The sequence below is a fragment of the Denitratimonas organivorans genome (assembly GCF_037478135.1).
Classification (GTDB): domain Bacteria; phylum Pseudomonadota; class Gammaproteobacteria; order Xanthomonadales; family Xanthomonadaceae; genus Denitratimonas.
On the sequence record NZ_JBBHDV010000002.1, the window covers coordinates 176434 to 202430 of the forward strand.

Annotated in this window: 24 protein-coding genes; 17 read left to right on the forward strand and 7 right to left on the reverse strand. The window is 61.4% G+C overall.

The annotated features are described in order from the left end of the window. The first annotated feature begins 121 nt into the window (after positions 1-121). Positions 122-1534 carry a heparinase II/III family protein gene (locus WDB66_RS03105; RefSeq protein ID WP_339397068.1) on the forward strand — a complete coding sequence of 471 codons (1413 nt, stop codon included), beginning with the start codon at positions 122-124 and terminating at the stop codon, positions 1532-1534. A 7-nt stretch (positions 1535-1541) separates the two neighbouring features. Further along, positions 1542-2765, forward strand: coding sequence for a glycosyltransferase family 4 protein (locus WDB66_RS03110; protein ID WP_339397070.1), 1224 nt, complete (start codon positions 1542-1544; stop codon positions 2763-2765). A gap of 63 nt (positions 2766-2828) precedes the next feature. Here WDB66_RS03110 and WDB66_RS03115 read toward each other — a convergent pair whose 3' ends face one another. Then, positions 2829-3257 (reverse strand): lasso peptide biosynthesis B2 protein, encoded by a 429-nt coding sequence (locus WDB66_RS03115; RefSeq protein ID WP_339397072.1) that lies wholly within the window; start codon positions 3255-3257, stop codon positions 2829-2831. Between the two features lie 128 nt (positions 3258-3385). Between WDB66_RS03115 and WDB66_RS03120 the strand changes: the two genes are divergently transcribed. Beyond that, a complete protein-coding gene (locus WDB66_RS03120) occupies positions 3386-3658 on the forward strand; it encodes a PqqD family protein (RefSeq protein WP_339397074.1) in 273 nt (90 codons plus the stop codon). 333 nt (positions 3659-3991) lie between these two features. Here the strand turns inward: WDB66_RS03120 and WDB66_RS03125 are convergent, their stop codons facing one another. The 4 genes from WDB66_RS03125 to WDB66_RS03140 all read right to left on the reverse strand — a co-directional run bounded on the left by WDB66_RS03125 (position 3992) and on the right by WDB66_RS03140 (position 7647). Then, positions 3992-4948, reverse strand: a complete 957-nt coding sequence (locus WDB66_RS03125; RefSeq protein ID WP_339397076.1) for a phosphoenolpyruvate carboxykinase (ATP) — start codon at positions 4946-4948, stop codon at positions 3992-3994. 135 nt (positions 4949-5083) lie between these two features. Beyond that, on the reverse strand, positions 5084-5797 hold the full coding sequence (locus tag WDB66_RS03130) for a hypothetical protein (RefSeq protein WP_339397078.1): 714 nt from the start codon (positions 5795-5797) through the stop codon (positions 5084-5086). A 42-nt stretch (positions 5798-5839) separates the two neighbouring features. Further along, positions 5840-6022: a hypothetical protein gene (locus WDB66_RS03135; protein ID WP_339397080.1), complete on the reverse strand. Its 183-nt coding sequence runs from the start codon at positions 6020-6022 to the stop codon at positions 5840-5842. Beyond that, on the reverse strand, positions 6019-7647 hold the full coding sequence (locus tag WDB66_RS03140; RefSeq protein ID WP_339397082.1) for an asparagine synthase-related protein: 1629 nt from the start codon (positions 7645-7647) through the stop codon (positions 6019-6021). Before WDB66_RS03140 ends, WDB66_RS03135 begins: the two co-directional genes overlap by 4 nt. 138 nt (positions 7648-7785) lie before the next feature. Here WDB66_RS03140 and WDB66_RS03145 point away from each other — a divergent pair, with 138 nt between their 5' ends. The 7 genes from WDB66_RS03145 to WDB66_RS03175 all read left to right on the forward strand — a co-directional run bounded on the left by WDB66_RS03145 (position 7786) and on the right by WDB66_RS03175 (position 17179). Continuing rightward, on the forward strand, positions 7786-8580 hold the full coding sequence (locus WDB66_RS03145) for a tyrosine-protein phosphatase (protein WP_339397084.1): 795 nt from the start codon (positions 7786-7788) through the stop codon (positions 8578-8580). A 44-nt stretch (positions 8581-8624) separates the two neighbouring features. Beyond that, positions 8625-9323, forward strand: coding sequence for a polysaccharide biosynthesis/export family protein (locus WDB66_RS03150; RefSeq protein ID WP_339397086.1), 699 nt, complete (start codon positions 8625-8627; stop codon positions 9321-9323). A gap of 333 nt (positions 9324-9656) precedes the next feature. Beyond that, positions 9657-11969 (forward strand): GumC family protein, encoded by a 2313-nt coding sequence (locus WDB66_RS03155; RefSeq protein ID WP_339397087.1) that lies wholly within the window; start codon positions 9657-9659, stop codon positions 11967-11969. Between the two features lie 107 nt (positions 11970-12076). After that, entirely contained in the window at positions 12077-13831 is a 1755-nt protein-coding gene (locus tag WDB66_RS03160) for a DnaJ domain-containing protein (protein ID WP_339397233.1), read from the forward strand. After that, positions 13828-15087, forward strand: a complete 1260-nt coding sequence (locus WDB66_RS03165) for a tetratricopeptide repeat protein (RefSeq protein WP_339397089.1) — start codon at positions 13828-13830, stop codon at positions 15085-15087. The genes WDB66_RS03160 and WDB66_RS03165 overlap by 4 nt, the downstream gene beginning before the upstream one ends. 43 nt (positions 15088-15130) lie before the next feature. Further along, the gene (locus WDB66_RS03170) at positions 15131-15604 is read left to right on the forward strand and encodes a hypothetical protein (protein WP_339397091.1); all 474 of its coding nucleotides are present in this window, start codon (positions 15131-15133) and stop codon (positions 15602-15604) included. A gap of 180 nt (positions 15605-15784) precedes the next feature. Next, on the forward strand, positions 15785-17179 hold the full coding sequence (locus WDB66_RS03175; protein ID WP_339397092.1) for an O-antigen ligase family protein: 1395 nt from the start codon (positions 15785-15787) through the stop codon (positions 17177-17179). Positions 17180-17265: 86 nt separating this feature from the next. On the opposite strand, the gene WDB66_RS03180 is transcribed toward WDB66_RS03175, so the two are convergent. Continuing rightward, entirely contained in the window at positions 17266-18348 is a 1083-nt protein-coding gene (locus WDB66_RS03180; protein WP_339397093.1) for a nucleotidyltransferase domain-containing protein, read from the reverse strand. Positions 18349-18661: 313 nt separating this feature from the next. On the opposite strand from WDB66_RS03180, the gene WDB66_RS03185 reads away from it, so the two are divergent. Then, entirely contained in the window at positions 18662-19090 is a 429-nt protein-coding gene (locus tag WDB66_RS03185; RefSeq protein WP_339397094.1) for a VanZ family protein, read from the forward strand. After that, positions 19087-20814: an ABC transporter ATP-binding protein gene (locus WDB66_RS03190; RefSeq protein ID WP_339397095.1), complete on the forward strand. Its 1728-nt coding sequence runs from the start codon at positions 19087-19089 to the stop codon at positions 20812-20814. Before WDB66_RS03185 ends, WDB66_RS03190 begins: the two co-directional genes overlap by 4 nt. A 142-nt stretch (positions 20815-20956) precedes the next feature. On the opposite strand, the gene WDB66_RS03195 is transcribed toward WDB66_RS03190, so the two are convergent. Further along, the gene (locus WDB66_RS03195) at positions 20957-21595 is read right to left on the reverse strand and encodes a HutD/Ves family protein (protein ID WP_339397096.1); all 639 of its coding nucleotides are present in this window, start codon (positions 21593-21595) and stop codon (positions 20957-20959) included. A gap of 155 nt (positions 21596-21750) precedes the next feature. Between WDB66_RS03195 and WDB66_RS03200 the strand changes: the two genes are divergently transcribed. From WDB66_RS03200 to WDB66_RS03220, 5 genes are all read left to right on the forward strand, one after another. Then, complete coding sequence (locus WDB66_RS03200; RefSeq protein ID WP_339397097.1) at positions 21751-23241, forward strand: M20 family metallopeptidase; 1491 nt, start codon at positions 21751-21753, stop codon at positions 23239-23241. A 40-nt stretch (positions 23242-23281) separates the two neighbouring features. After that, complete coding sequence (locus WDB66_RS03205) at positions 23282-23533, forward strand: GlsB/YeaQ/YmgE family stress response membrane protein (RefSeq protein ID WP_339397098.1); 252 nt, start codon at positions 23282-23284, stop codon at positions 23531-23533. A gap of 70 nt (positions 23534-23603) precedes the next feature. Continuing rightward, positions 23604-24053 (forward strand): META domain-containing protein, encoded by a 450-nt coding sequence (locus tag WDB66_RS03210; protein ID WP_339397099.1) that lies wholly within the window; start codon positions 23604-23606, stop codon positions 24051-24053. Between the two features lie 85 nt (positions 24054-24138). Continuing rightward, positions 24139-24606, forward strand: coding sequence for an SET domain-containing protein (locus tag WDB66_RS03215; RefSeq protein WP_339397100.1), 468 nt, complete (start codon positions 24139-24141; stop codon positions 24604-24606). A 183-nt stretch (positions 24607-24789) separates the two neighbouring features. Further along, entirely contained in the window at positions 24790-25917 is a 1128-nt protein-coding gene (locus WDB66_RS03220) for a GGDEF domain-containing protein (RefSeq protein ID WP_339397101.1), read from the forward strand. Positions 25918-25997: the final 80 nt, after the last annotated feature.

A 25997-nucleotide genomic window follows, 5' to 3' on the forward strand; every position in this document is an offset into this window, starting at 1 on the left:
GCGTCCGGATGTGTCTCCGGCGCCGTTGCGGCGTACCGCATCGGCTGCATGGGTGCGTTGCGCGCGCGCCGCATCGATGACCGGGCCGAATGCGATGCGGTTTCTGGGTGTCGAGCGGGAGTTGCTGGTCGCCGGCGACTGGAACCGAGCGGACTGGCCCAAGCTCTGGCTGTACAACGCGCACTACTTCGACGACCTGGTAGCGGATGAGGCACCCGTGCGGACCCGGTGGCACCGCGATCTGATCAGGCGCTGGGTGGCCGAAAACGCGCCGGGGCGGGGTAATGGCTGGGAGCCGTATCCGTCGTCGCTGCGGATCGTGAACTGGGTCAAATGGGTGCTGGGCGGCAACAAGCTGGAGCCCACGGCGGTGCACAGCCTGGCAGTGCAGGCGCGCTACCTGCGGCAGCGGCTGGAAATCCACCTGCTGGGCAATCACCTCTGGGCCAATGCCAAGGCGTTGGTGTTTGCCGGAGCGTTCTTCGAGGGTGATGAGGCAGAGGCCTGGCTGCGCAAGGGCACCGCCTTGCTGGAACGCGAACTGGTGGAACAGTTTCTGCCAGACGGCGGTCACTTTGAACGCAGCCCGATGTACCACTCGATCCTGCTGGAAGACGTGTTGGACTTGTTGCAGCTGAATCGGGTGTACCCGGGCGTGCTGTCTTCGGCCTTGGTAGCGGCGTTGCACACGGGTGCAGGCTCGATGCTGCGCTGGCTGCGTGTGATGACGCACCCGGATGGAGATATCGCGCTGTTCAACGATGCGGCATTTGGAATCGCCCCTTCCCTGGTTTCGTTGGAAGCCTACGCGGATGGGCTGGGCATATCGCCGGACTGCACGCCGCTGGCATCGCTGGAAGTTCTGGAGGCTTCCGGCTACGTGCGCATGTCAAAGGGGCCTGCGGTATTGATCGCCGATGTGGGACGGGTGGGGCCGGACTACCTGCCGGGGCATGCGCACGCGGACACGCTCTCGTTCGAGCTGTCTCTGCATGGGCGTCGCGTGCTGGTGAACGGCGGCACTTCAACCTATGAGACCGGGCCGCTGCGGCTGCGCCAGCGCGGGACCGCCATGCACAATACCGTTGAAGTCGACGGTCAGGATTCATCTGAAGTCTGGGGAAGTTTCCGCGTGGCACGTCGCGCGTTGCCGATGAATGTCCGCTGCTTCGAGGACGGTGGCACGCTGGTGCTGGAGGGGGCGCACCACGGCTACGCGCGGCTGCCCGGCAAGGTGGTGCACTCGCGTCGCTGGGAGTTGAGCGCCGATGGATTGGCGGTGGTGGATGTGCTGTCGGGAAAGCCCCGGACGGCCGTGGGCCGGTTCCGGTTCGCACCGGGATTCGATACCACTTCCAGCGCCGGCAACCGGGTGGCAGGTGGCGACGTTCACGTGGCCTGGCAGGTCAGTGGCGCAGATACGGTGTGGGTGCCGGATGCCTGGTATCCCCGCTTTGGAGAAGAGCATCCATGTCGGGTGCTGGAGTGCACGATGGCCGCTGGCCACACGACTACGGAGTTCAGCTGGACCTGATGCCGCAATGAAGATTCTTTTCCTGTCGGACAACTTTCCGCCCGAAGGCAATGCCCCGGCAACCCGCCTTTACGAGCATGCCACCCGCTGGGTACGCGCCGGACATGAGGTGACCGTGGTCACCTGTGCTCCGAATTTCCCCGAGGGCAAGCTGTTCTCCGGCTACCGCAACCATTGGCGCCGAGTTGAACAGATTGATGGCATTCGCGTGGTGCGGGTCAAGACCTATATCACCGCCAACGAGGGCTTTCTCAAGCGCACGCTCGACTACATGAGCTTCATGCTGATGGGTTTCGTGATGGGTCTGTTCGAGCGCCGGCCCGATGTGGTGGTGGCGACTTCGCCGCAGTTTTTCTGCGCGATTGGTGGCTGGGCGCTGTCGGTGGCCAAGTGGCGACCTTTCGTGTTCGAGCTGCGGGATCTGTGGCCGGCCTCGATCATGGCCGTGGGCGCGATGAAGAAGAGTCTGGCAATCCGTCTGCTCGAAAAGATCGAGCTGTTCCTGTACCGGCGCGCCAATGCCATTGTTTCGGTGACCGAGAGTTTCCGTGAAGACCTCGTGTCCCGTGGGGTGCCGCGTGAGAAGATCCATGTGGTGATCAATGGTGTGGATCTTGATCGCTACGAGCCACGTTCACGGGATGCTGAGCTGGAACGTGAGTTCGGGCTGGCCGGGAAATTCGTGGCGGGTTACATGGGCACCCATGGCATGGCGCACGCGCTGCCGAAAGTGCTGGAAGCTGCGGAACAACTGTTGCACCGTGAAGACATCGCATTCTTCTTCGCCGGTTCGGGTGCCGAGCGCGGTCGTGTGGAGCAGATCGTGACCGAGCGAGGCTTGCACAACGTCCGTTTGATTGCTCGCCAGCCCAAGGAGGCGATGCCGGCGCTGTGGAGCCTGTGCGACGTGTCTATCGTTCCATTACGAGACAACCCGGTGTTCGCAACCGTCATTCCCTCCAAGATTTTCGAGTCCATGGGGATGGGCGTGCCGATCCTGATGAGTCTTCCCGAGGGGGAGGCAACCGGGATCGTCCGGGCAACCGGGAGCGGTGTGTGTGTGCCGCCGGAAGACCCGGCAGCAATGGCGGCAGAGATTGCGCGTCTGGCTGCGCAGCCGCAATCCGTAGAAGGGCTGCGGCAACAGGCATGGAGCTCTGCTGCCGCATTCTCCCGTGACACGTTGGCCGAGCGTATGCTGACGGTGCTTTCCGAGGTGCGAACTCGCTAACTGCCGGTGTTGTGTCATCACACGTTTGCACGGCAACTTGTGCGTAGCGGGTGCTAATTCAGGTCAATCCATGTGTTGCCAGTGCAGCAGGCTGTAGTTTGCGGTGCCTTCCTGTGTCTCACCGAAAACGTGGCCGTCGCACTCTACCCAGGCGTGACCTTCGGTCTTGGGGTGTGCTTGGCGGATGCCGACCTTCATATTCGGTGCCAGACCGGATCTGCGCATCCACCACCACAGGGTGAAGCTGCGAGCCAGACAACGGGTGTCGGGCAGGCGGCCGGAAAGGCGTTGCAGGGCATGGCTGCGGTGTTGCCAGAGCTCGGGTGAAGTGATGTGGGCTTCACCGGCCCTTTGGCGGGCCAGCAGGGCCCGGGTTCTGACGGTTCCGATGCCGGCCAGAAGGCTGCGTACGAGCACGAGACGCCAGGCGCATGGCCATAATGCGCGGCGTTCCTGGGGGGGGATGGCGCGCCAGCGGCGCAACAGCTTCAAGGTCGAAAGTCCGCGAAGTGGTGGCGGCACAGGGTAGCGCAGATTCCCTGTTGTCTCATCAGGGCAGGCAAGGGCTGCTATGTTCCCGGGTGTACCGGGTTGGACTGATTTGGGCAGGTTTGAAGCACATGGATATTCCGGAATTCGCGCGACGCATCGAAGAAGGCCACTACGGGGTCACGTTGCTCCCTGATGGTACTGGTGTGCTGCTGGATCTGAACCAGGAGGCATTGATCAGCTTCAATGCAACAGGCGCTTTCATCCTGTCATGTCTGCGGGAGCGCATGGATGAAAGTCAGGTCGTGGCTGCGTTGATCGAACGCTTCGAGGTGGATGACTTGACGGCGGGGCAGGATGTTCCGGCATTCATTGCGCAACTGGCGGACGCAGTTGGCATGTGACTATCCGGGTTGCAGCACCAAGGGTTTGGACATTCAAAGGTTTACGGCAATGCCAGCTCTTCCCTTCTCCCGCCGGGAGAAGGTGGCGCGAAGCGCCGGATGAGGGTACGAGCCGAGCACAACAGCAAAACTTTCCAGCAGGTTTTGGATTGCAATGCTTCCTCCGTACCCACACCCTTGCCACGCACTTGCATGCGCGCGGGTGTTTGCAGGCTCGCGGCTTTGCTGCTCGAAAGCCTGCTCACTCCGGGGGAAGAGGGCTTAAGCCGTGAGCTGTGGTAGTGCATGACCTTCTGGACTGATCAGGCCGGGGACCGGCTTCTTGCCGGAGGCTCAGAAGTGTGGTGAGTTCGCCAACGCAAGCAGGCGCTGCCAGGTGGCCTGTGGGTCGAGCACGATGTCCTGACCGGTCTCCAGGCGTGCCGGTGCGAGCCCGGCCAGGCGACTGAGGAGTTGGGTCAAACGGTTTCTCTCATGCGGAAAGTCGGGACCGAGAAGCAGCGGCTGGGTCGCACTGACCAGGGCGGTGTAGAGCTCGGCTTGCGAGGCTGGTTCCAGGATTGAATCTTCACGGCGGCCGGCGCGTGGGCGGCTGAGAATCCAGACACGGTTGATGCGGCAGTGTTCGGGGAAGCGCGGATCGTCGTCCTCGATTCCGAGAAAGCTGCGGCTGCCCGTGCGTCCTGATCGCCAGGCGCCCGGTGCATTGTCGAACAGGGTTCTGGCTGCCCATGAGGCACGCAGCGACAGGAAGCTGCGGATGCGCTCGCCCATGAGAGTGCCGTCAAGCTCACCGGCCAGCAGGTAATCGTCGCTGACGATGCCACCTCCGGCGACCAATGCGCTGGTGGCAAGTACGGACTTCCCTGCGCCACGCTGGCCCAGCACGAGAACACCCGTGCCGGCCACTTCCAGCAGCGCGCCATGGATGCAGGCAAGGCCGAAGCGTGCCCATTGCTGGGCGAAGGCAAAGCCCATCGCGGCGGGGATATGGCGGGGGTCGCAGGGCAGGTGGTGCGGCAGTATGACGCTGCTGGCCGGTGCGTTGCTGGTGCATTGCACGAGGCTGTCGCCGAAATCGTGCCGGAAGGTGTGACCGGCGCTATCGGTGAGGGGATCGGCGAGACCATCGGCGCTGTAGTGGATTGGCCCGAGGTGTTGAAGCTGGTGCCAATCGTGCCGGCCCTGGCCGCCCAGATGCAAGGCGGCCAGTGGCAGCGGTGCGGCGCCTTGGACGCTCAGGCTGGCGGGAAAATGGGTGCTGACAAGGCGATTATCCTGGACGATCATGGTGCAGGTATCGGGTTGCCTGTGAATTATCGGAATCGGCGTGATCAGGATTGGCTTGATTGATAATCCCGGAGCCGGATACGAAAACGCCAGAGCGGAGTGCTCTGGCGTTCAAGGGACACTGGAAGTCAGGAATCAGAAGGTGACCTGCAAGGTACCCCAGCATACTGCGTTGATGAGTACATCTGAGGAGGCGGAGGGATTGGTATACAGTGGGAACGCCGCGAGTCGCACATCAACCATATCCGGAATGCCAGTGCCACCTGGCAGTTCGGCCAGATTCACCAGGCCATCGTAGGTAGCTCGATTAAAGAGACTTTGTGCAGGATTGTGGCCGATGATCGTATAGGCATAGGAAAGGCTGACGTTGTGCCAAACACCACCACTGCGGCGGATCTGCAGCATGCCGATATTGGCGGCATTTCCGGAAGGGCCACGGGCTAGGTTGCTCTGGAAACTGCCCAGCAGTGAGACATGGGTAGAACCCAGTGGCACCGGAACATCATTGCCGGCAATATACGGATAGGGTGAGGCCAAAGTTGGCTGCGGATCCATGTCGAGGAAGCTTTGGCAGGCGGGATAGCCGGCGCCTTGCCAGAGGTAGCGTTGCCCAGAAGGAGGAGCCACGGCAACCGGAGTCGGATCAGCGGCCTGGGGTGTGGCCGCACGTCTTACGGGTGATGGTGTGTCGTAGTTCAGGCTGCAGCGGGTGCGACTGGCGTCGCACTGGATGTCCGGGAAGGTGCTGTTATTGGCCGGCATCACGCTTCGTTGTGCCGTGGCGGTATCGGCCAGCAGGGTGAGGACTCCAAGAGCGGATAATTGGATCAGGGTGCGGGATACTGACATGGTGAAAAGTTCCTTGGCTCGCGAGATTGATTGGCTTGGGTGTCAACCAACCATTGTGGCGGCACTAAAATCGGTGTCGAATTGCGACCCACCTGCACCCGCAACCACCTTGCTCAAGTTCGACTGCATCAACATCGGCGTCTGATACTTCTTTCGTTCACGCGGAATCGCGGTAGTGGTGGAAAGCGCAACCATGGCGCCCTGGATGGCGTCGGTATCGTTCATGGTGAATTTCGCCCTGTTTGAAGGAAAGGGGTGGACCAGTTGGCATAGCCCCGCGCGAAATGGTAGGTGTGCGCCGGATGAGTGTCAACTGCATCACGTTCTGCGGTGGTGGGCGGTGGGAAAAAGGCGTCCACGGCGTCACCGAAGAGGAGCTTTTCGCAGGGTACGGCGGCAATGTCCGGGGCGTATGCCTGAAGGTAGCGGTGGGCGTTGGCTTTGTACGGGAAGCGGCGTTGATGGATGCCGCGGGCAGGGTCCAGTTGCGGGAAGAACGGGCCGCGGAAAAAGGGCACATCCAGCAGCAGGCCGTGGGCATGGCTTGCGGCAGCGGCGTTTTCGTAGCCGCAGGCTTGCGCCAGGGTGAGGCGGTAGGCTAGACGCCAGGCAGCGAGGCTGTCGGCGGGGAGCTGGTTCGCCTTGATTTGTTGAATCAGACCGCGTTGGCTGTGGCGCCCGAGGGCCGAGGCGAGCAGGGCTTTGGCCTCGGCACGCCAGCCACGGGCCTGACGCAGCCAGCGGATCAGGTCATGACTGCGCAGGCGCTGGGCCAGGCTGCGGCCGAGGATGTCGCTCAGATTGAATGTGAAGACTTCATCACCGCCATGGCCAGTGAGCATCAGGCTGGCCTCGCGGCGCTGGATTTCCTCCATGCACAGCGCGCCGATGAAGCTGGTGGGGAAGGGCGGGGTTGGCAGATTCATGCGCTTTTGCTGGGCGCGCCGGGCCAGTTCGGCGGTGGCTGGGATGATGGTCGATTCAAAACCGCTCAACTCGACGATGCGGTGGATGACCGCGCCTTCATCGCACTGGAAGCCGGGAAACGATACGCCGGTACACAGCACTTGATCGCGATGCAGGATGCCTTGGCGTACCGCATCCATCAGGCCGACCAGCAGCACGCGCGAATCGGCGCCGCCGCTCAGGCGAAGGGCAATCTTGCGGTTGCCGTAGGTGCTGAAAAGCTGGCGCAGGCCATCGGTGAGGATCTGGACAGGATCGGCCTCTTTGCGCACCTGCGAGGCAGGTGCCATGAAACGACGCTGATCCGGTGCCAGGTGCCGGGCCGACACGTGATAGCAGACACCGGCGAAACAGCGTTTCACGTTTTCGTAAAAGGAGCCTTCGGGTTCGAGCATGAAGTTGCGGCAGCAGTGTTGCTTGTCGCGCTGACTCAGGCGGATTTCGCCCATGCGCTGTGCTACTTCGACGCGGGAATCGCTGATGACCAGGCGCTGGTTGTCGTGGCCGAACAGGAGTGAGGTGAAGCCGTCCAGGGAACGGCCAAAATGCAGGGTGCCGCGGCGTTGGCAACCGGCCACGTATGCAACCGGGCGCAGTTCTTCCAGGCCTTCGAGGATGCTGTCCAGACCGTCCGTCTGACCACGCGTCAGAAGTCGGGTCAGCGCTGGAAAGCAATCGAGGCCGACCGGTGTCGAGGCATACACCCACCAGTCCGATCCGCGCACCAGGGTGCTGCGCTCATCAAGGCAATAGTGCAGTGTGTCGACGACACCAGATGATTGTGGCCCGGTGAGTTCCAGCCGGATGACCCGGGCTGCATCGTTCTGGCCGGTCGGTGAAGGTTGCGGACGTACAGTGGAGAGGGAGCGTTCAAACAGGATCATGCGCGTATTGTGCATGGTTGTGATGGCATGGGTACTTCTGTCAGAGCACAGGCGGCGGCGCTGTCAACATGGTTGCAACAACGACATCGGAATTAGCCGCTACACTGCGCGCGCCCGACAATGCATTTGGAATGCCGTGTGATTGATCTGCACTATCACCTTCTGCCCGGAATTGATGATGGTTCAACCGACCTGGACATGTCGTTGGCCATGGCGCGGATGTCGGTTGACGATGGAGTGAGCTGTGCGGCTTGTACTCCGCACATCTATCCGGGTCTTTACGAGAACGATGCGACGGGCATCCGGACCGCGATCTCCGCACTGCAAGGTGAACTGGACCGGCACGGGATTCCCTTGCGTCTGGTGCAGGGTGCGGATGTGCATCTGCAGCCGGCGCTGGTCGAGGGGGTGCGGGCCGGGCGAATCCCGACACTGGCCGGAACGCGGTATCTGCTGCTGGAGCCCCCTCACCATGTCGCACCGCCCCGGTTTGACCAGTCCTTGTTCGAGTTGACCTTGGCGGGTTTGGTGCCGGTCATCACTCATCCGGAACGGCTGAGCTGGATTGAGGACCACTACGAGGCTTTCGAACGCGCTGTGGAGGCCGGGGTCTGGATGCAGGTCACGGCCGGCAGCCTCACCGGACGTTTTGGTCGGCGCCCCCGCTATTGGGCCGAGCGGATGCTTGATGAGGGGCTTGTGCATCTGCTTGCCACGGATGCGCATGACCTGCGTCGACGCCCGCCACTATTGGGGGAAGGACGCGATGCCGCAGCACTGCGGGTGGGGGCTGAAGAAGCTGATCGGCTGGTGGTGATGCGGCCGCAAGCCATCATCGATGACCTGGCGCCGGACCAGGTGCCGGCGCCGATCCGGGCCAGTGCGGTGCGCTCGCGTCGGCCTGGGTTCTTGAAAAGTCTGTTTGGTGCCTGATAATGGGACTTCGCACACAAAATCCCCGCGTGGCAGGATCGCTCATGAAACGCTTCAAGATGTTCACACTGCTGGCGTTTCTCGTGCTGCTCGGTGCCTGTGCCACCCGCTCTGGCGTGGACCGCTCGGTGTTGGCCGATGCTTTGCCGGCACCGGATACGACCAATGCGATCGGCGCTTACGAGGGCGATTCCGAGTACCGGATCGGGGCGCAGGACCTGGTGCAGATCACGGTTTTCAACGTGCCGGATCTGAGCCGTGACGTACGGGTCAATTCCAATGGCCAGATTTCGTTGCCGCTGATCGGAGGCGTCCTGGCCGGTGGCAAGACGATCCCGGAACTGGAGTACGACATCGCCACCCGGCTGGCCGAGACCTACTTGCAGGAGCCGCAGGTGACGGTCTTCGTGAAGGAGTACACCAGTCAGCGCGTCACCATGCAGGGCGCGTTCAATCAGCCGGGCATCTACCCGCTGACCGGCAAGACCAGCCTGCTGCAGGCGGTGGCGATGGCGCGAGGGCTTGATCCGCTGGCACAGAGTGACGCTGTCGTGATTTTTCGTGAAGTGGACAGCAAGCGGATGGCGGCGGTGTTCGACCTTAAGCAGATCAGTTCAGGGGCTGCTGAAGATCCGCGCGTGTACGGTGACGACATCATCGTGGTGGAGCGCTCTGGCACCCGCAGCTCGTTGCAGGACTTGATCAAGTCCTCGCCGCTGCTTGCCCTGTTCTTTTTGCTTTGAGGCCGCCGTGGTGTTTGAGGGGGCTCTTTTGCATGCATGAAACAATCGTTTACCACATCACTACGCAAGACCGACCGGTTTTGAGGCGATACTGATCGGTTCAAACGGAGGGGGCTCTCATGTTTGATTCGCCGCAAGCTCCTGGTCGGCTTGGCAAAGGTTCTTGTGGGCACTGCCCGACCTGTGCTGGTGCGGTTCGTGGCAGGACGGGATGAATAAATTACTGCGTGAATCGCCGGCTGGCCCTTGCGGTGTCAGTGCCGGCCAGGAACAACGCGGGTCGGATGGGATCACGATCCACGGCAATACCAAATCGAAGGATGATGAAACGACATGAGTTCCGAGCACTCGCAAGCCATTCCTCCAGACGGGGATGGTCGGTTACCCGCCCGGGTTCGGGATGATGGCAGTCGTCATGATCTGATACAGATGCCGGCCTCGCGCAGCCTCATTACCGAGTTCGAGCGCGGCAAGGATGAGGACGAAATTGACCTGCTGGCCTACTGGCGATTGCTGGTCAAGCGGCGCTGGATGGTGCTGGGCATTCTGCTGGCGGTGCTGGCGATCACCTTGGTTTGGACATTGTTGACGCCACCGCTGTATCGCGCTTCGGCAACACTGCAAATCGAGCCGTATGGCATGCAGGTCGTACAGGTGCAGGGCATTTCACCGACCCAGGGGCGTTATGACCCGAATTTCACCCAAACCCAAATCGAGCTGCTGAAGAGTCGCTCGTTGGCTGAACGGGTGGCCGAGGATCTGCAGTTGGCCGGCAGTGACATCTTCGAGCGACTCAAGCCGCCCGGATGGTTTGATCGGCTGCGCGGGTTGTTGGCACCACGGGATGAGGCGCCGCCGCCGGGTCCGGCGGCGATCCAGGTTGCAGAAGATGGCGCAGATGTGCCGACAGCGGCGCAGCAACTGGCCAGGGCTACGTCCCTGGTACAAGGGGGGTTGTCGATCAACCCGGTGCGTTCGTCGTATTTCGTCCAGGTGCAGTACACCAGTACGTTGCCGGAGTTTTCCGCACGCGTGGCGAACGCCGCCGCCGATGGCTTCATTGCGCTCAGCCTTGATCAACAGTACGGGGCTTCCTCCTACGCGAAGCAGTATCTGGAAGACCAGCTTGCCTTGCACAAATCGCGCCTTGAGGAACTCGAACGCAAGCTGGTGACGCATGCGCAGGAAATGGGCATTGTTCCCGGTAACGATGGACGTTCGCTGGTAGAGCAGAACCTCAACGATCTCAACCGTTCGCTGGCTGCAGCGCAGGATCAGCGCATCCGCGCGCAGGCACGTTGGGATCTTGCCCGTGGTGCGGGTGGTGCGGCGTTGCCGGCTGACATGCTGGGAAATTCCATCCTGCACACATTGCAGCAACAGCGTGCCCGGCTGCAGGGTGACTATCAGGACAAGCTTCACACCTTCAAGCCGGACTATCCGACGATGCTGGCACTTAGCAGCCAGATCGATGAGGTGCAAAAGCAGATCGACCAGGAGTTGAGCAACATTCGCGCTTCGGTCAAGGCCGAATACGATGCCGCGCTTGCGCAGGAAAACCTGCTCACTGCCCAGCTGGAGTCGCTGCGTACGCAGAGTCTGATGGTTGACTCTCGAAGCATTGAGTACAACATCCTCAAGCGTGAGGTCGACTCCAATCGCGAGATCTACAACGGCCTGCTGCAGCGCTACAAGCAGGTGGGTCTGGCGAGTGATGCGAAATCCAGCAATATCACCATCGTGGACCGGGCGCTTGTACCGACGGGTCGGTTTTCGCCCAGCCTGAAACGCAACCTGATGCTTGGCACGTTGTTAGGCTTGATGCTCGGGGTGGGGCTGGCGTTCTTGCTGGAGTTCCTTGACAACACCATCAAGACGCCGCAGGACGTCGAGCAACTGCTGCATCTTGGAGTGCTGGGCATCATCCCGAAGTTGACCCGTCAGACGCCGCTGGAGGCGCTCAAGGATCCACGATCGGCGTTCTCGGAAAGCTATCGTTCGGTACGCACGGCGCTGCAATTTTCGACCGAGCGCGGGGTGCCCAAGGTGCTGCTGGTAACCAGCAGCAATCCTGGAGAAGGCAAGACCACCACCGCTTACACATTGGCGCAGAATTTTGCGCAGTTGGGCAAGCGCGTGCTGCTGATTGATGGTGATTTGCGCAACCCGCGTCTGGGCAAGCTCCTCGGGCAACGCTCCGACGGTGGCCTGAGCAGCGTGCTGTCAGGTACCGACCCGCTGCCCAAGGTAATCATCAACACCGAGACCCAGGGTCTGGATGTGCTGCTGTCCGGCCCCTTGCCACCGAGCCCGACCGAGTTGCTGGCCGGTGTCAAGTTTGTGTCGCTGATGACGGTGGTGGGCAACAAGTACGATCAGGTCATCATTGATGGTCCACCCGTGCTCGGCATTGCCGATGCGCCGATTCTGGCCAATGTGGCTGATGGCACCTTGATGGTGGTGCAGGCCGGAACTACCCGTATCCAGGCTGCACAGACTTCGATCAATCGTTTGAAGATGACCCGTGCACGGATCATTGGTGGGTTGTTGACTCAGTACGATGCCAGCCAAAGCGGATACGGCTATCGTTACGAGGGCGAGTATATGTACGGCTATGGTGTGGCTCCGCGGCTGGGCAAGGGGTAGTCAGTGGCATGACTCGCGATGCGCTCGATCAGGCCCTTGCGCTATACCGGTCACCGGACTTGCGATTCGCGGTACGGGAGCGTGCGCTGGCACCGAACTTGTTGCAAGTGGTGCAAATGGCGGCGGCCAGTCAGCCTTTGCTGCACAAGACGGCACAAAAGTTGGGCATGGGTGAGGCAGAGCTGCTTGAAGCAGTACGTTTCTACCTGCAGCAAGTTCTTTTCGAAGGCAGCAAGGATGCCTATCGGACCTTGGCTGTTCCGCCCGATGCGGATATCGAAGAGATCCGCGAACGCTATCGCTGGTTGCAACGCTGGTTGCATCCGGATCGTCGCGGCGCAGACTGGGAGTCGCTGTTCACCACACGCTTGAATCAGGCCTGGTCACAGTTACGCACGCCAGCTGCGCGTGCCGCCTATGACGAAGAACGTGAGCGATCGCATGAAAGGATGCTTGATGCTTCCTCGGAGCATCCATCCGGTGTGGCGATCACCCCGGGTGAGTGGCGCATGGTGCCAGTTCCCCGGCGCGCTTCACCCCGACGCCATCTGAAAGGAATGATGCTCGGCCTCGGCCTTCTGGTGTGTGCTGGCTTGCTGTATCTGGCTATGGAGCACGAGGTGGACGGTGTGCCTGGCGGCTCAATGGCGCTGGAGTTGTCGGAGGCAGGAAACGACCTGCCTGTCGACAACAAGGGTGCAGATTCTGTTGCAGAGCCGACAGAAACGACACAAGTTTCATCGGTTACCTCTTCTCTGCAGCAGGTGGCGGGAATGCGGACGGATGATGCATCCAACCCTTCCGCCATAACGATAGAACCAGCGATGGATGATGGTGGCAGCGAACCCGCGATAGCAGAAGTGGTTGCGGCGACTGGTGCAGTATCAGAGCTGACGATCGCGTCTGCAGTTGTGCCGGATGTACAGACACCGGAACTGTCGACAGAGTTGGCCCCCGACCTGGATCATGCTTCGCAGCGTTTGACGACAGCAGCGCTGCCGGCTCGTAAGGCTGTACAGGCAGGAGATGCCGGTCAGCGGGCCACGGCGAGGACTGAAGGCACGACTGCGCGGCCGGGCACGCTGTCACGACCTCGTCAAGGCAGGGAACCGGTTGCCGATCCGGTTGTGCGCCGCAGAGCGGAGCACGCAGTGTCTGATAGCGACATGGCGGCTCCCATTGCGAAGCGTGTAGTGTCAGTTCAAGCCAGCACGACGTCAGCCAAGCCAGCGTCGTCTCGGGGTCTGCATGTCGCACAGCAGATGGTAGAGCCTGTTGTTTCTCCGCGTGAGGTGGAACCAGTGCCCGTCGAGATTGCCGGGATTGCAGCTGTGGTAGATCCCGCCAAGCCTGGGGGCGAAGAAGTCCTGGAGCAGGGGCAAGACATTGACCCGGTGGCGCTTGGTGCTTCGGTCGACTCGTCTTTGCAGACGATGGGCATTGAGCCTGCTGCTGCCACGCCCGGGTTGGCAGTTGCCTCATCCCATCATCCAGAAGCCGTGCCGATGCAGTCGGGGAACTTGATCACCCGCATTGATGATGCACGAGGGCAGGTGCGCGCACTGGAGGAATACTTCCGCAGTGTTGATGCCGACTATCCGGACTGGCAGGACGCTGATGCACCACATAATGCGCAGCACATGAGGGAACAGTTGCGAGAGCGACTGGGGCTGGCGGCAGCAACCAGCTTTGCGTTGGACTCCCCTTATTGGCAGATGTCTGATGCCAGTGTGGCGGTGCAGGCTGCTTACGAGGCAGGGCGTGGACAGGTGACTAGGGAACGCGGTCTCTTGCGGGCTGACATGGTCTGGGTTGGCAGTGGCTGGCAATTCACCCGGGTCGAGCTGGAACCGCTTCGATGAGGCGCATACAGCTGCTGGCATTGGCTGGTCTGCTGGCCCTGTTTGCTGCTTTTTTCGCCTGGCGGATTGTGATCACCACAACGGCAGCCCATCTGGCATCGGACCAGCCACACAGAGCGTTGGCCTGGAGTCCGACCGAGCCGGAAGCGGTGCTGGCCCTGGCGCAGGAACAGCTTGACGCGCAACAGTTGCAGGACGCGACATTGACGGCGCATAGGCTGCTGCGGAATTCCCCGCTGCAGGCGCAGGCGCTGGTGCTGCTGGCTCGCGTTGCCGATGCCAGACACGATCCGCAGGTTGCCGAATTGTTCCAGATTGCGGTGCAGAGAAGCCCGCGCGATCAGTACGCCCGTGCGTGGCTGATTGGCGAGCAACTCCGGGCCGGGCGCCATGACGAGGCGCTGATGCATGTGAACAAGCTCTTGGGTTATGCGCCCTGGCTGAGAGGAGCGTTGTTGCCCGTGCTGGCGAAGGCAACTGCTGATCAGGGCTTTGCCGCCGCGATGGTGGCTGTCTTGAATGAATCCCCGAGTTGGCGTTCCGCGTTTTTGAACACGCTCCTCAAAGAAGCGGATCAGGTGGCCATTGACAGCGTGTACGGCGGGCTGCTTGATGCAAATGCCCTGAGCGATGCTGAAGCCAGGCAATGGTTTGAGTGGCTGGCGAAAGCCGGCAGCTGGGGGCAAGCCTACAGCTACTGGGTGTCGTGGCTGCGGCTGCCGAAGGGTACGAGCCTTTCATTGGTGCATGATGGTGGCTTTGATGCAGTTGCCAGCGGAGTCGGATTTGACTGGCATATGCAGGGTGGTTCGGGTGTGCTGATAGAGCGAGTGCTCGATGGTGGGAATCCCGTGGTGCAGGTGGCGTTCCTTGGCCGTCGAACGGAACGCATCGGGCTTCACCAGACCCTGCTTCTTGCCCCCGGTCGATACCGATTGCAATTCCGTGCCAAGGGCCGTGACCTGCGCAGTGATCGGGGCATCCGGTGGGCACTGCGGTGCAATGGCGGAAACCCCATGCAGGCCAATGCCGACGTCTTGCAGGGTAGCTTCGACTGGAAGCCGGTACAGATGGCGTTCGAAGTGCCACTCGACTCCTGTCCGTCGCAGGTGCTTGCCTTGGAAAACCCCGGAGCACGAGGTGCCGGGAAAATCGTCTCCGGCACGCTCTGGTTTGATGATTTCGCCGTGGTTTCGGAAGGTGGGGGAAGTCGGCAAGGGTCGAGTGGTCTGATCTCTACCGGGCCTTCGCCGTGAACGTCGCACGCTGGTCTCGCGATGTGTTGTCCGAGTACTGGTCATGCGTTACCATAACCTCCATTCTGGATCCATCAAGGGCGATGTCATGCTGAAGTTTCTTGCTCGAACGGCTGTCTGCTTTCTCGCACTTGGCATCTCGTCGTCAGTGCTTGCGCAGTCCGAAAACAGTGACCGCGATGAGGTGGGCAATGTGCGCACCGATGAAGGCGTGATCATGCTCAGCATTGAGAGCGGCCCGTTCAATACGACGATGCAGCGACAGCGGGTTGCGGTCGGGGATCGTCTGATGGTGGCCAAGGACAGTGTCGCGACCGTCGTCTATGACAACGGCTGTGAACAGAAATACGACGAAGCCGGTGTGTACGAGATCGAGCGGGATTGTGTGCCGGTAGTCGCTTGGTGGGGTTCTGACCGAGGCGTAATGACCATGGCCGTAGTCGGGAGTGCCGTCCTGGGCGGCGTCATTGGGTACCAGCTCAAGGACGATGATGACCCGCCGCCCGTCAGTCGGTGAGGACCGGTCTGGTTCTGCCCGGACTCCAATGACAATCCCTTGACGTGGTGGGTAGCTTGGCTACCTGCCACGTTTTCGTTTGGCTGGGTGATTTCGTGAGCCTTTCGTTCCAGCGTGGAACTCGGCTGGAGGGAGGGAGTTGATGATGCCGGCACAACCACGTTTCGGTTTTCCGCAACCATGAGGCGCAGTCCACCAAACCCCGCTTCTGACGACACGCTGGTCCTGCTTTTGGCGGGGACGGTGCTGGCTTTGTGTTTCGTCTGCGGTGGCAGTTCCGCCCAGACCGGTCTGGGCGTTGTATTGGCCCAGTTGCTGGCTCTGCCACTGCTGGGACTTGCGCTGTGGCGTGCTTGGCAGCGACAGCGACTGGGCGAGGTGCGTTGGGAGCTCATCGTGGTGGCGGCTATCGTGTGTCTGCCATTGCTGCAGTTGCTGCCACTGCCCGAAAGTCTGTGGAGCCTGTCATCCGCGCGCGCGGCATTGAGCGCTGACCTTGCCGTTTTTGGTGTCCATGATCTGGACTTGCGCTGGTCGCTGACTCCAGTGGCCACCGAGCGCAATGTTTACCTGCTGCTTCCAGCGGTGGCCTTGTTTGTTGTTCCTCTGGCTGTGCGCAGGCAAGCATGGAAGGCGTTGTTGTGGTGGCCGATCGGGATGGCGATGTTTTCCCTCCTTCTGGCTTTCGTTCAGCTGGGCTTGCCGCAGGACAGCTTCGTCAATCCTTTCCCCGAGTATGCACCCAGCCTGAGTGGAGTGTTTGCCAACAAAAATCACCAGGCCAGTGCATTGGCAATCGGGCTGGTACTGGTGCTGTCGAAACTGATGGATGTGTACAGCAGGCGCAGCCACGCACAATCAACCGCGTCATTGGTGCTGTATGCCGCCATGCTGGCGTTGCTGATTCTGGTATTGCCGCTGGTCAAATCGCGTGCCGGGCTCATCATTGCATTGGTGGTCTGCGGCCTGGTGCTGTTGTGCACCGGCCCGCTGTCTCCACGTTCCTGGCGGAACTCCGGTCATGTGGCGCGGGTGCTGGCGGTATCAGCCTTCTCGGGCTTGTTGGTCGGGCTGTGGGGTGCCTTTGCCTGGATGCAGAGCGAGGCGGCTCTCGATGGTTCGCGCTGGACCATGTTCATCATGACGTTGCGGTTGGGTGTGGACAACGCACCGTTCGGTAGTGGTTTCGGAAGCTATGTGTTGATGTTCGAGCAGGCCACGCAGGGTGCGTTGATGCGCAGTGGTTACATCAACAATGCTCACAACGACTATGTTCAATGGTGGTTCGAGGGTGGTGTGCTGGCAATTCTGGTTCTGGCGGCTGCGCTTTATGCGCTGATTGCGGCATTGATCCGGGTGTTGAGCCTGCCAGGGGACTCACGTTCGCGCAGTTGTGGCGTGGCTGCTGCTTTTGGTTTGCTGGTTTTGCTGTTGCACTCAACTGTTGACTATCCACTACGTACCCCAGCGCTGATGGCAATAGCAGGGTTGCTTGCCGGTATTCTCGTGTCGGTGGCTGCACAAGGCCGTAAGCGGTCAGAGGTAGTGGATGGTCACAGGGTGAGCGATGGGTAGCTGGCGAGCATTTCAGTTTTGCGGATTCAGTTCCGCATTGCTATCGCTTGCGAAAACTGATGGAAAATGTTTCGGTGTTGGTGATGTCAAGTACGACTTCGTGCCCATGCGGCGCGTAATCGCGTCCAGACTGCAGTAGTGAGGCTGGTACCGTAGCGTGCTTTGAGGTAGCGCGGGTCTGGCAGCAGTCTTTGCCGAACCCAGCGAGACTTTAGCTTCAGGGTCGGAAATGCTGCCAGATTCATGCGCTGGATGTACCACCACTGATGCATCCGCGTCAGGTCCATGGGGTCATGTCTGGCAGCGTTCTGCAGCTGCATGCGTACTGGTTCAGGCATCAGGTCGCCGAGAAGGGCAGCACTGGATTCGGCCCCATCCAGGCAAGCCCGGGCCAGGTTACGTTCGATGGCAAGACTTGCAAGTCGCTCCCAGTCCTGATCCTGGAAGTGGTTGCCAAGCAGTTTGAGATCGAACAGCCACTTGAGCCGGTTAGCTTGACCGATAGCGATATTCTGCACACGGTGCATGCAGGCATGAAGGTAGGCATGGATCAATCCAAGCCCGCGTGCATTGGGTGCCAGTGTGGGCAGTTCGATGGCCTCGGCTGTCAACTCTTCCCAGCCAAGCCGGCATGCGAACATCGGTGCGCTGGAGAGGCGCCAATGAAGGTCTACCGCCGGGGCCAGCGAGGGGTCTTCAGTCGTCAAGGTCAGCTCGAAGCAGACCAGGTCACCGGGAAGACCCAGCGATGGGGCGTGATAGCCGAGTCTAGACAGGATTTGTTGGACCCGCTTTGCGTCGGCGCGGGAACGGACCAGCAGGTCGATGTCGCTACAAGGGCGTAGATAGGGCGCCGAATAAGCCCAATACGCCAAGGCCGACCCCTTGAGAAGCAATACGGGTATGTTTTCCTCGTCAAGATGCGCCAGGATTCGGCGGCAATAGCTTTCAAGCCGCAAGCTGCGTACTGCTTCAAGCTGGGCGGCATGAGCGCTGGCCTGCTGCAGGCTGGCCGGAATCCGCATCTGTTCGGCAGATTCGCTCAAGCGTGCATGTAGCAGGCCCGCCACTCCTTCGCGTCGTGCCTGGGCGATCAGGAGCTGTTGCACATCCTGCCCGAGGATCGCGTGGCTCGGAGGAACTGCTCCGCGCAGGATGGCTGCAAGCACGGCGTAAGCGTCCAGGGGCGGGTCAGGGGATTCCATGGGCCTGTGTGTTGTCGGAAGGGTGGTGAGCTTTGCATCGGCACCTTGCCGGTGGATAGGTATCATACGCAGATGAATGTATCGATGGATTCTGACTGCCTGGCCGCTTGTTGCAACACGCCGTTTCGTGTGGTGTTGCGTGTCTGTTGTGTGTTCGTCTTCGCTGGAGATGATCGGCGGAAAGTGCTCGTGACGAGTCCGGATTTGTGGAAGCTGACATGACCGGATCGGTGCAGTGACCAGCACTGGTCAGAGTCCAGGCATGCGTCGATGCAACATGAGCCGCTGGCTTCTGTTTGGCAGCATGGCTGTGGTCTTGATCGGGATGCTGCTGCCTGCATCGAACGTTGGCTGGTTACGCCAGCAGCTGCCGGTGCTGGTAACGATCTGGGATTGGTTGAATATGCATCTGCCTTGGCTCAATCCCTTGCATGTGCTCCTGTACGCTTGGATGGCAATGCTTTGGGGCATCGCGCTCCCCAGGCGTGGACTGCTTCAGGGGGTGTTGTTGCTGTTTGTTTTCAGCGTCGCCAGCGAGGCATTGCAGCTGCTCGCACCGGGACGCAATGCCCGTTTTTCCGATGTGGCCAACAACGGGCTGGGAATTATCTTGGGAATGGCTTTTGTTATGGTGCTTTTCCGGCTTTCGCGCGGGAGGGCCGCGAAGCCGCGAGCGGTGAAACCGGCACCAGGGGCATCGTCGTGACCGGTGAAGAGGATGGCAGGAGCCCTTCCGGGGCTGAAGTGGATCAGGGAGGGCTGCGGTTGTTGTTCGGTTTGCTACGGCCCTACCGTTCCAGATTGATCCTGATCCTGATCCTGCTATTGGCACAAAACCTAGTGATCCTGGTCAATCCATGGTTGGCCGGGCGTTTTGCTGGAGCTGTGCTGACTGGTGCCGAGGTGGGTGGGTTGCTATTGGCCTGGTTTGGTCTGGTAGCGATACAGAGTGTTTTGGCCTGGATATCGACGCTGCGCTTGCAGGCCACCTCGGCATTGTTGGTGGCCGACATCGGAACACGGGTTTTCGATCATATCCAGTCGCTGCCGCTGGGCTGGCATCAGGACCGCTCACATGGCGCAGTGCTCTCGCTCCTGGGTCAGGATGTCAATCGTCTGGGCCAGTTTCTGGTAAGTACGCTGACACCGCTGCTGCCGCAATTGCTGCTCTGTGTTGGTGCGGTGGGGATGATGGCGGCGATCAAGCCCTGGTTTGCAGCCGCTGCGGCGCTGCTGGTGCCGGCCATGTATCTGGGCATGCGATTGGCTGGCCGACGGTTACGACCGCTGGGACGGCAGGTGGTGCAAGGTTTTGCCGACAAGCATGCGGTTGCCGGACAGAGTCTTTCGATGCTGCCGGTGGTCAAGGCTTACACCGGTGAAACGGTCGAGTCGGAATGTTTTCGTGATCGATCAGATGCCTTGCATGCAGCACAGGTCGAGTTGGCCCGCCACAGTACTCTGATCACCCCGCTGGTGCGATTGATTTCAGCTGCCGCGATTCTTGTTTTGTTGTGGCTGGCCAGTGGTGAAGTGACGACGGGGGCGCTGGCCCCGGATGAGCTTGTCAGCCTGTTGCTGTATGGCTTGCTGTTGACTCAGCCGGTCAGTTCACTGGCTGGTATTTATGGGCAGATGCACGTTGCCCGGGGTACGGCTCAGCGTTTGTTCGGGGTATTGTCGGAGGCGCCCGAGGCCGATGACGGGCATCTTGTGCCCGCTGCGGTGTCCGGAAATATCGTGTACGAGCAGGTTGTCTTCCGTCATCCAGGCCGTTCGCCAGTGATGGATGGCTTGAATCTGGTCATTCGAGCCGGTGAGACAGTGGTGATTACCGGCCGTAATGGTGCCGGCAAGAGCACTTTGGTGAGCCTCTTGATGCGTTTTGTCGATCCGGATTCCGGGCGCGTTCTGCTGGATGGCTGTGATTTGCGTGATTATGACCTTCGGTTCTTGCGTGCCAGCATTGGCCTGGTCTCACAGCAGGTCCTGTTGTTCGATGGCACGGTCAGGGAAAACATCGCCTATGGTTTGCGTGACGCCAGTCAGGAGCAAATCGAGGCCGCTGCCCGCCTGGCACAGGCGCATGCATTTATCTCTGCGTTGCCACAGGCCTATGAGACGCGGATCGGTGATCGCGGTATCAAGCTGTCAGGCGGACAGCAGCAACGTGTGGCACTGGCGCGTGCGCTCCTAAAGGATCCAGCGGTATTGATCCTGGATGAAGCCACGGCCATGTTCGATCCTGAAGCTGAGCAGGCTTTCATTCGTGATTGCCACGCCATGTTGCGCCAGCGCACGATCATCCTGATTGCCCATCGTCCGGCCAGCTTGGCATTGGCTGATCGGGTGCTGCGGATGGAGGGTGGCAGCTTGGTTGAAGCCGATGTGAGTACTGGCCGGGCCGAGGGCGTTGATCGCAGCTGCTGATGCAGGTGGCTGGCTACTGGGTTGCGGTTGTCGAATGAGGTAGAAGTAGCTTGGTGCATCTGAGTGAAAGACGAGTCCGGTTTTAGGTGGGTCGGCTGGCATTCGGGAAGATTGGCAAGGTCGTCAGGATACGCCGTGTTGATTACGAGGTGTTGATTCCTTTCTTGTCCAGGGCCGATTGTTGTTGGTCCTGCTCCGGACTGTGACGGGTCAGCCGCAGCAGCAGGATTTCGCCGCCGCCATCCAGCACCAGGCGCTGCGAGGGTGCTGCGCGAAGACGCAGGCTGTCGCCCTGGGCCAGTCGTATATCGGTGGCATCGCCACGCAGCTGCAACTGCCCGGCGAGCAGGTGGACGAACCATTCCACGCCGGCTTCGTGCAGGAACACCATTGGCCCGACCACCGGCCGATGCAGCAGGCGTGCGTCGATGCGGGCGGGATCCCACATCGCGTTGAACACCTGCACCGGCCCGTCGACCAGATGGCAGGCAACCACTTCGTCGCCGCCGAATCCGATATGCGAACAGGGCGGTTCCAGCAGGGTGCGGCGGCCATCGGCAAAGCCCAGTTGCAGGCCCTGGCCGTGCAGCAGCACCTGTATGCGGCGGTAGCCGGGGTAGAGCGAGAACAGCGTGTCCTGGCTGATTTCGGCAATCGAGGTGCGCCAGTGGAAGGCGTCTTCATCCGGCTGGCGCAGGATCTGGCGGGTCCAGCCGTGGCCGTTGCGCCAGCGTTCGCGGCGGTAGTTTTCAGCGGGCAGTGCTTGGATCAGGGACGTCATCGGACAGCGCGCCGGGCAGGGTCAGGTGCAGGGTAGGGCCAGCGGGCGGTGATGGAAACCTTCCCTTTTGCCACGCATGCGGCCGGGCGGCGCCGGGTAATGTCCGCTGTGCGGGGGTAAGATGTGCGGCTTGCAAGGCTCATCTGGAAAACACAATGGATACCGCACGGATCGAACGTTTCACGGCACGCAAATGGGATGAGGAAATCGTCCCGCAGCTGGTGGAGTACATCCGCATTCCCAACAAATCGCCGATGTTCGATCCGGACTGGGCCGCGCACGGCTACATGGATCAGGCCGTCGAACTGATGCAAACCTGGGCACGCGCGCAGCCGGTGCCCGGCATGCAGCTGGAAGTGGTGCGGCTGGAAGGGCGCACACCGCTGATCTACATCGAGATCCCCGGCACCGATCCTGCCAGCGAGGACTGCGTGCTGCTTTATGGTCATCTGGACAAGCAGCCGGAAATGACCGGTTGGGCCGAGCATCTGGGGCCGTGGAAGCCGGTGATCGAGGGCGACAAGCTCTATGGTCGTGGCGGTGCCGATGACGGCTACGCAATCTACGGCTCGCTGACCGCGATCATGGCGTTGCAGGAGCAGGGGATCGCGCACAGCCGCTGCGTGGTGCTGATCGAGGCCTGCGAGGAGTCGGGCAGCTATGACCTGCCGCATTACGTGGATCATCTGGCCGAACGCATCGGCAAGCCGTCACTGGTGGTGTGCCTGGACTCGGGTTGCGGCAACTACGACCAGCTGTGGTGCACCACCTCGCTGCGCGGCATGGCCGGTGGCAACCTGCGCGTGAGCGTGCTGGAGGAAGGCGTGCACTCGGGCGATGCCTCGGGCGTGGTGCCGTCCAGTTTCCGCATCCTGCGCAGCCTGCTGGAGCGGCTCGAAGACCAGAATGACGGCAGCATCCGCCCGTCCGGACTGCATGTGGAAATCCCGGCCGAACGCATCGAGCAGGCGCAGCAGGCCGCGCAGGTACTGGATACCGCCGTATTCGGGAAATTCCCGTTCCTGCCGGGCATGTCGCCGGTCAGTACTGATCTGACCGAACTGGTGCTCAACCGCACCTGGCGTCCGGCGCTGGCGATCACCGGCGTGGACGGCCTGCCGACCCTGGGCAGCGCCGGCAACGTGCTGCGCCCGACCACGGCGGTGAAGGTGTCGCTGCGCTTGCCGCCGACGCTGGATGGCGACACGGCCGGAAAGATGGTCAGTGAACTGTTGCTGGACAACCCGCCATACGGCGCCAAGGTGGAGTTCTCGCTGGAAAAATCCTCCACCGGCTGGAACGCGCCGGCGATGTCGTCGTGGCTGACTGAAGCGATTGAGGACGCTTCGCAGGCCTTCTTCGGCAAGCCGGCGATGTACATGGGTGAAGGCGGCACGATCCCGTTCATGGGCATGCTGGGCGAGAAGTTCCCCGGTGCGCAGTTCATGATCACCGGCGTGCTGGGGCCGCATTCCAATGCCCACGGGCCGAACGAATTCCTGCATATTCCCACCGGCAAGCGTGTCACCAGCGCAGTGGCGATGGTGCTGGCGGCACATCATGTCGCCAGCCAGGCAGGCTTGACCCGCGGCGAGGGTGCTGCGGCAGGCGAGAGCCGTTTCGGCGATCATGCATCCTGCTGCTGAACCGTTTCGCCCATCCACTTCATCCCAAGGAAAAACACCCATGACGATTATCTGGACGATCCTGATCGGTTTTCTCGCAGGCCTGATCGCGCGGGCGATCAAGCCCGGCAACGACGCGATGGGCTGGATCATGACCATCGTGCTCGGCGTTGGCGGTTCGCTGCTGGCCACCTGGGCCGGCCAGGCACTGGGCTGGTACCAGCCGGGCCAGACGGCGGGTTTCATCGGCGCGGTGGTGGGTGCGGTGATCCTGCTGGTGATCTGGGGTCTGGTCAGCAAGAAGAAGCGCTGACGCTGGCCGGATGTCGGCGGCGGCCTGCCCGGGCCGCCGCTGCGGCGCACCTTCCCGCAGGAATATCCCGATGAACAGACTCAAGATCCCGATGTTACTGGCTGCCCTGCTGCTGTCCGGCTGCGCGCGCGAGTCGGCGCAGCCGCAGGCGTTGGCGGCCGATGCGCTGGAAGGTTCGCGCTGGCAACTGGCGTCGGCCAGCCAGGGGCCGCTGGCCGAACTGGATGCCGCACGCCGCGTCACGATGGCGTTCGATGCCGCGCAGGTGAGCGGTAGCGATGGCTGCAACCGCTACGTCTCCGGCTACCAGCTCGATGGTTCGCGCCTGACCCTGGCGGCGGTGGCAACCACCAAGATGTTCTGTGCCGGTGACGGCAGCATCGTCGAAAAGGCTTTCCTTGATGTGCTGGCCGCGCCGATGACGCTTTCGCGCCAGAACGGCGGGCTGCAACTGGAAGCGGCCGACGGCAATATGCTGCGTTTCGAGCCGGAAGTCCCGCCCGAAACCGCCACGCAATAGCCCATCCCATCGCCGGCGGTGGCTGCCGCCGGCGTTGTCACCACTGCCAAAGTCGCCGGCATGCACCGGCTCTGGAACCTGCACGATGACCCGAAAGATCGCGCGCCGCCGCTCGCGCATTCATGGCAACGGCGTGTTCGCCCTGGCCGACTTCACCGCTGGCAGCAAAGTCTGTGATTACCGTGGCACGCTGATCTCGCACGAAGAGGCCGACGAGCTCTACGGCGACACACTGGAAACCGGCCACACCTTCCTGTTCACGCTCAACGACGAATACATCGTCGACGGCAATCAGGGCGGCAATGTCGCACGCTGGATCAACCACAGCTGCGAGCCGAACTGCGAAGCCCGGATCCTCGTGCACATCGGCGGCAATCCGCGCCGCGACCGCATCGAAATCCACGCCCTGCGCGACATCGCCGCCGGCGAGGAACTGACCTACGACTACGGCATCGTGCTCGATGTCCCGCATACCGCGCGCCTGAAGAAACTCTGGGCCTGCCGCTGCGGCGCGGACAGCTGCAGCGGCACGATGCTCAAGCCCAAACGCTGAAGCGGATCGCAGATCGCGGCGAAGCTGAGATACTTCAGTTGCATGGGTTGATGGCAAGGCGTGCCAAGCCCGATGCAGCGTTATTTTCGCGGCGATACCCCCGCTCCCGGAGGCCGCGTTTGCTGCCGGCCCGCGATCTCGGCGATATCGCTACAATCACCGCAATTTACCTGCGGCAGCGCGATGTCTGGACTCGACCTGGTTTCCGTCATCATCGTCTCAAGCCTGATGAGCGGCTTGCTGGCGCTGGTGATGTTTTTGATGCGCAGGAGCTATCCATCACACATCCACGGGCTGGGCCACTGGGCCGTTGCCGCAATGCTGTGGTTTGCAGTCACCCTTCTTTTCGTGGCGAGCGGGAACCCGGCGTTTCCCGAATATCCACTGATCTATGTCTCCAACCTGTTGCTGCTGCTCAGCAACATCGTCTACCTGAAAGGGTTGCAACACTTCGAAGGCCGCCCGGCACCGTGGCGCCGCTGGCTTGTGTTTCTCGGGATCATGGCCGTGGTCACAATCTGGTTGACCTTCGTGCAGACCGACTACGCGCCGCGTCTGTTCGTCATGATCCTGGCACTGGGGGCGATCTATCTGAGCACCCTGGTGGCCACCTTGCGCTTCAAGACCAGGCGCCTGCCGATCCACCTCATCACTTGGGTGCTGGTGGCGCATTTGTCGGTGATCGCATTGCGACTGATGCAGCTGGGAGCGGTCGAGAGCTTCTTCGAGCAGACGTTGATCCAGTCGATTTACGTCGGCAGTTTCGCCGTTGCCCAACTGTTGTACTCGATCGGCGCCATCCTGTTGGCGACCGACAGGCTGGCGATGGAAAACGCGCGGCAGGCGCGTTACGACCACCTGACCGGCCTGCACAATCGTCGCTCGCTGTTGCAGCAGTGTGCGGAAGAACTGCTGCGGGTACAGCGTGGCCAGCGCGGCGCGGCGCTCATGCTTCTGGACATCGACCATTTCAAACGCATCAACGATTCCCACGGACACCAGCATGGCGACCGGGTATTGCAGCATTTCGCCCGGCAGGTGGGCGGAATCCTGCCACCGGGTGTCCGTTTCGGCCGTTATGGCGGCGAGGAATTCGTGGTGATGCTGCCGGAAGCCGATGCAGGGCAGGCCATGGAGGTTGCCGAACGCATCCATCAGACGCCGGACAGCGGCCACCCGCTTGACTGCAAGGTCAGTATCGGCCTGACGGTCTGGCAGGAAGGCGACACCCTGGAATCGATGCTCGCGCGCGCCGATGGCGCCCTCTACGCCGCCAAGGAGCAGGGCCGGAACCGGACCTGCACGGCGTAGGCTGGCGCAGGCACTCCCGCATCACTTTCGCGGGGAATGCGTCGGAAGCGATATGACCTTCCTGACGGGCTCCAACCCAC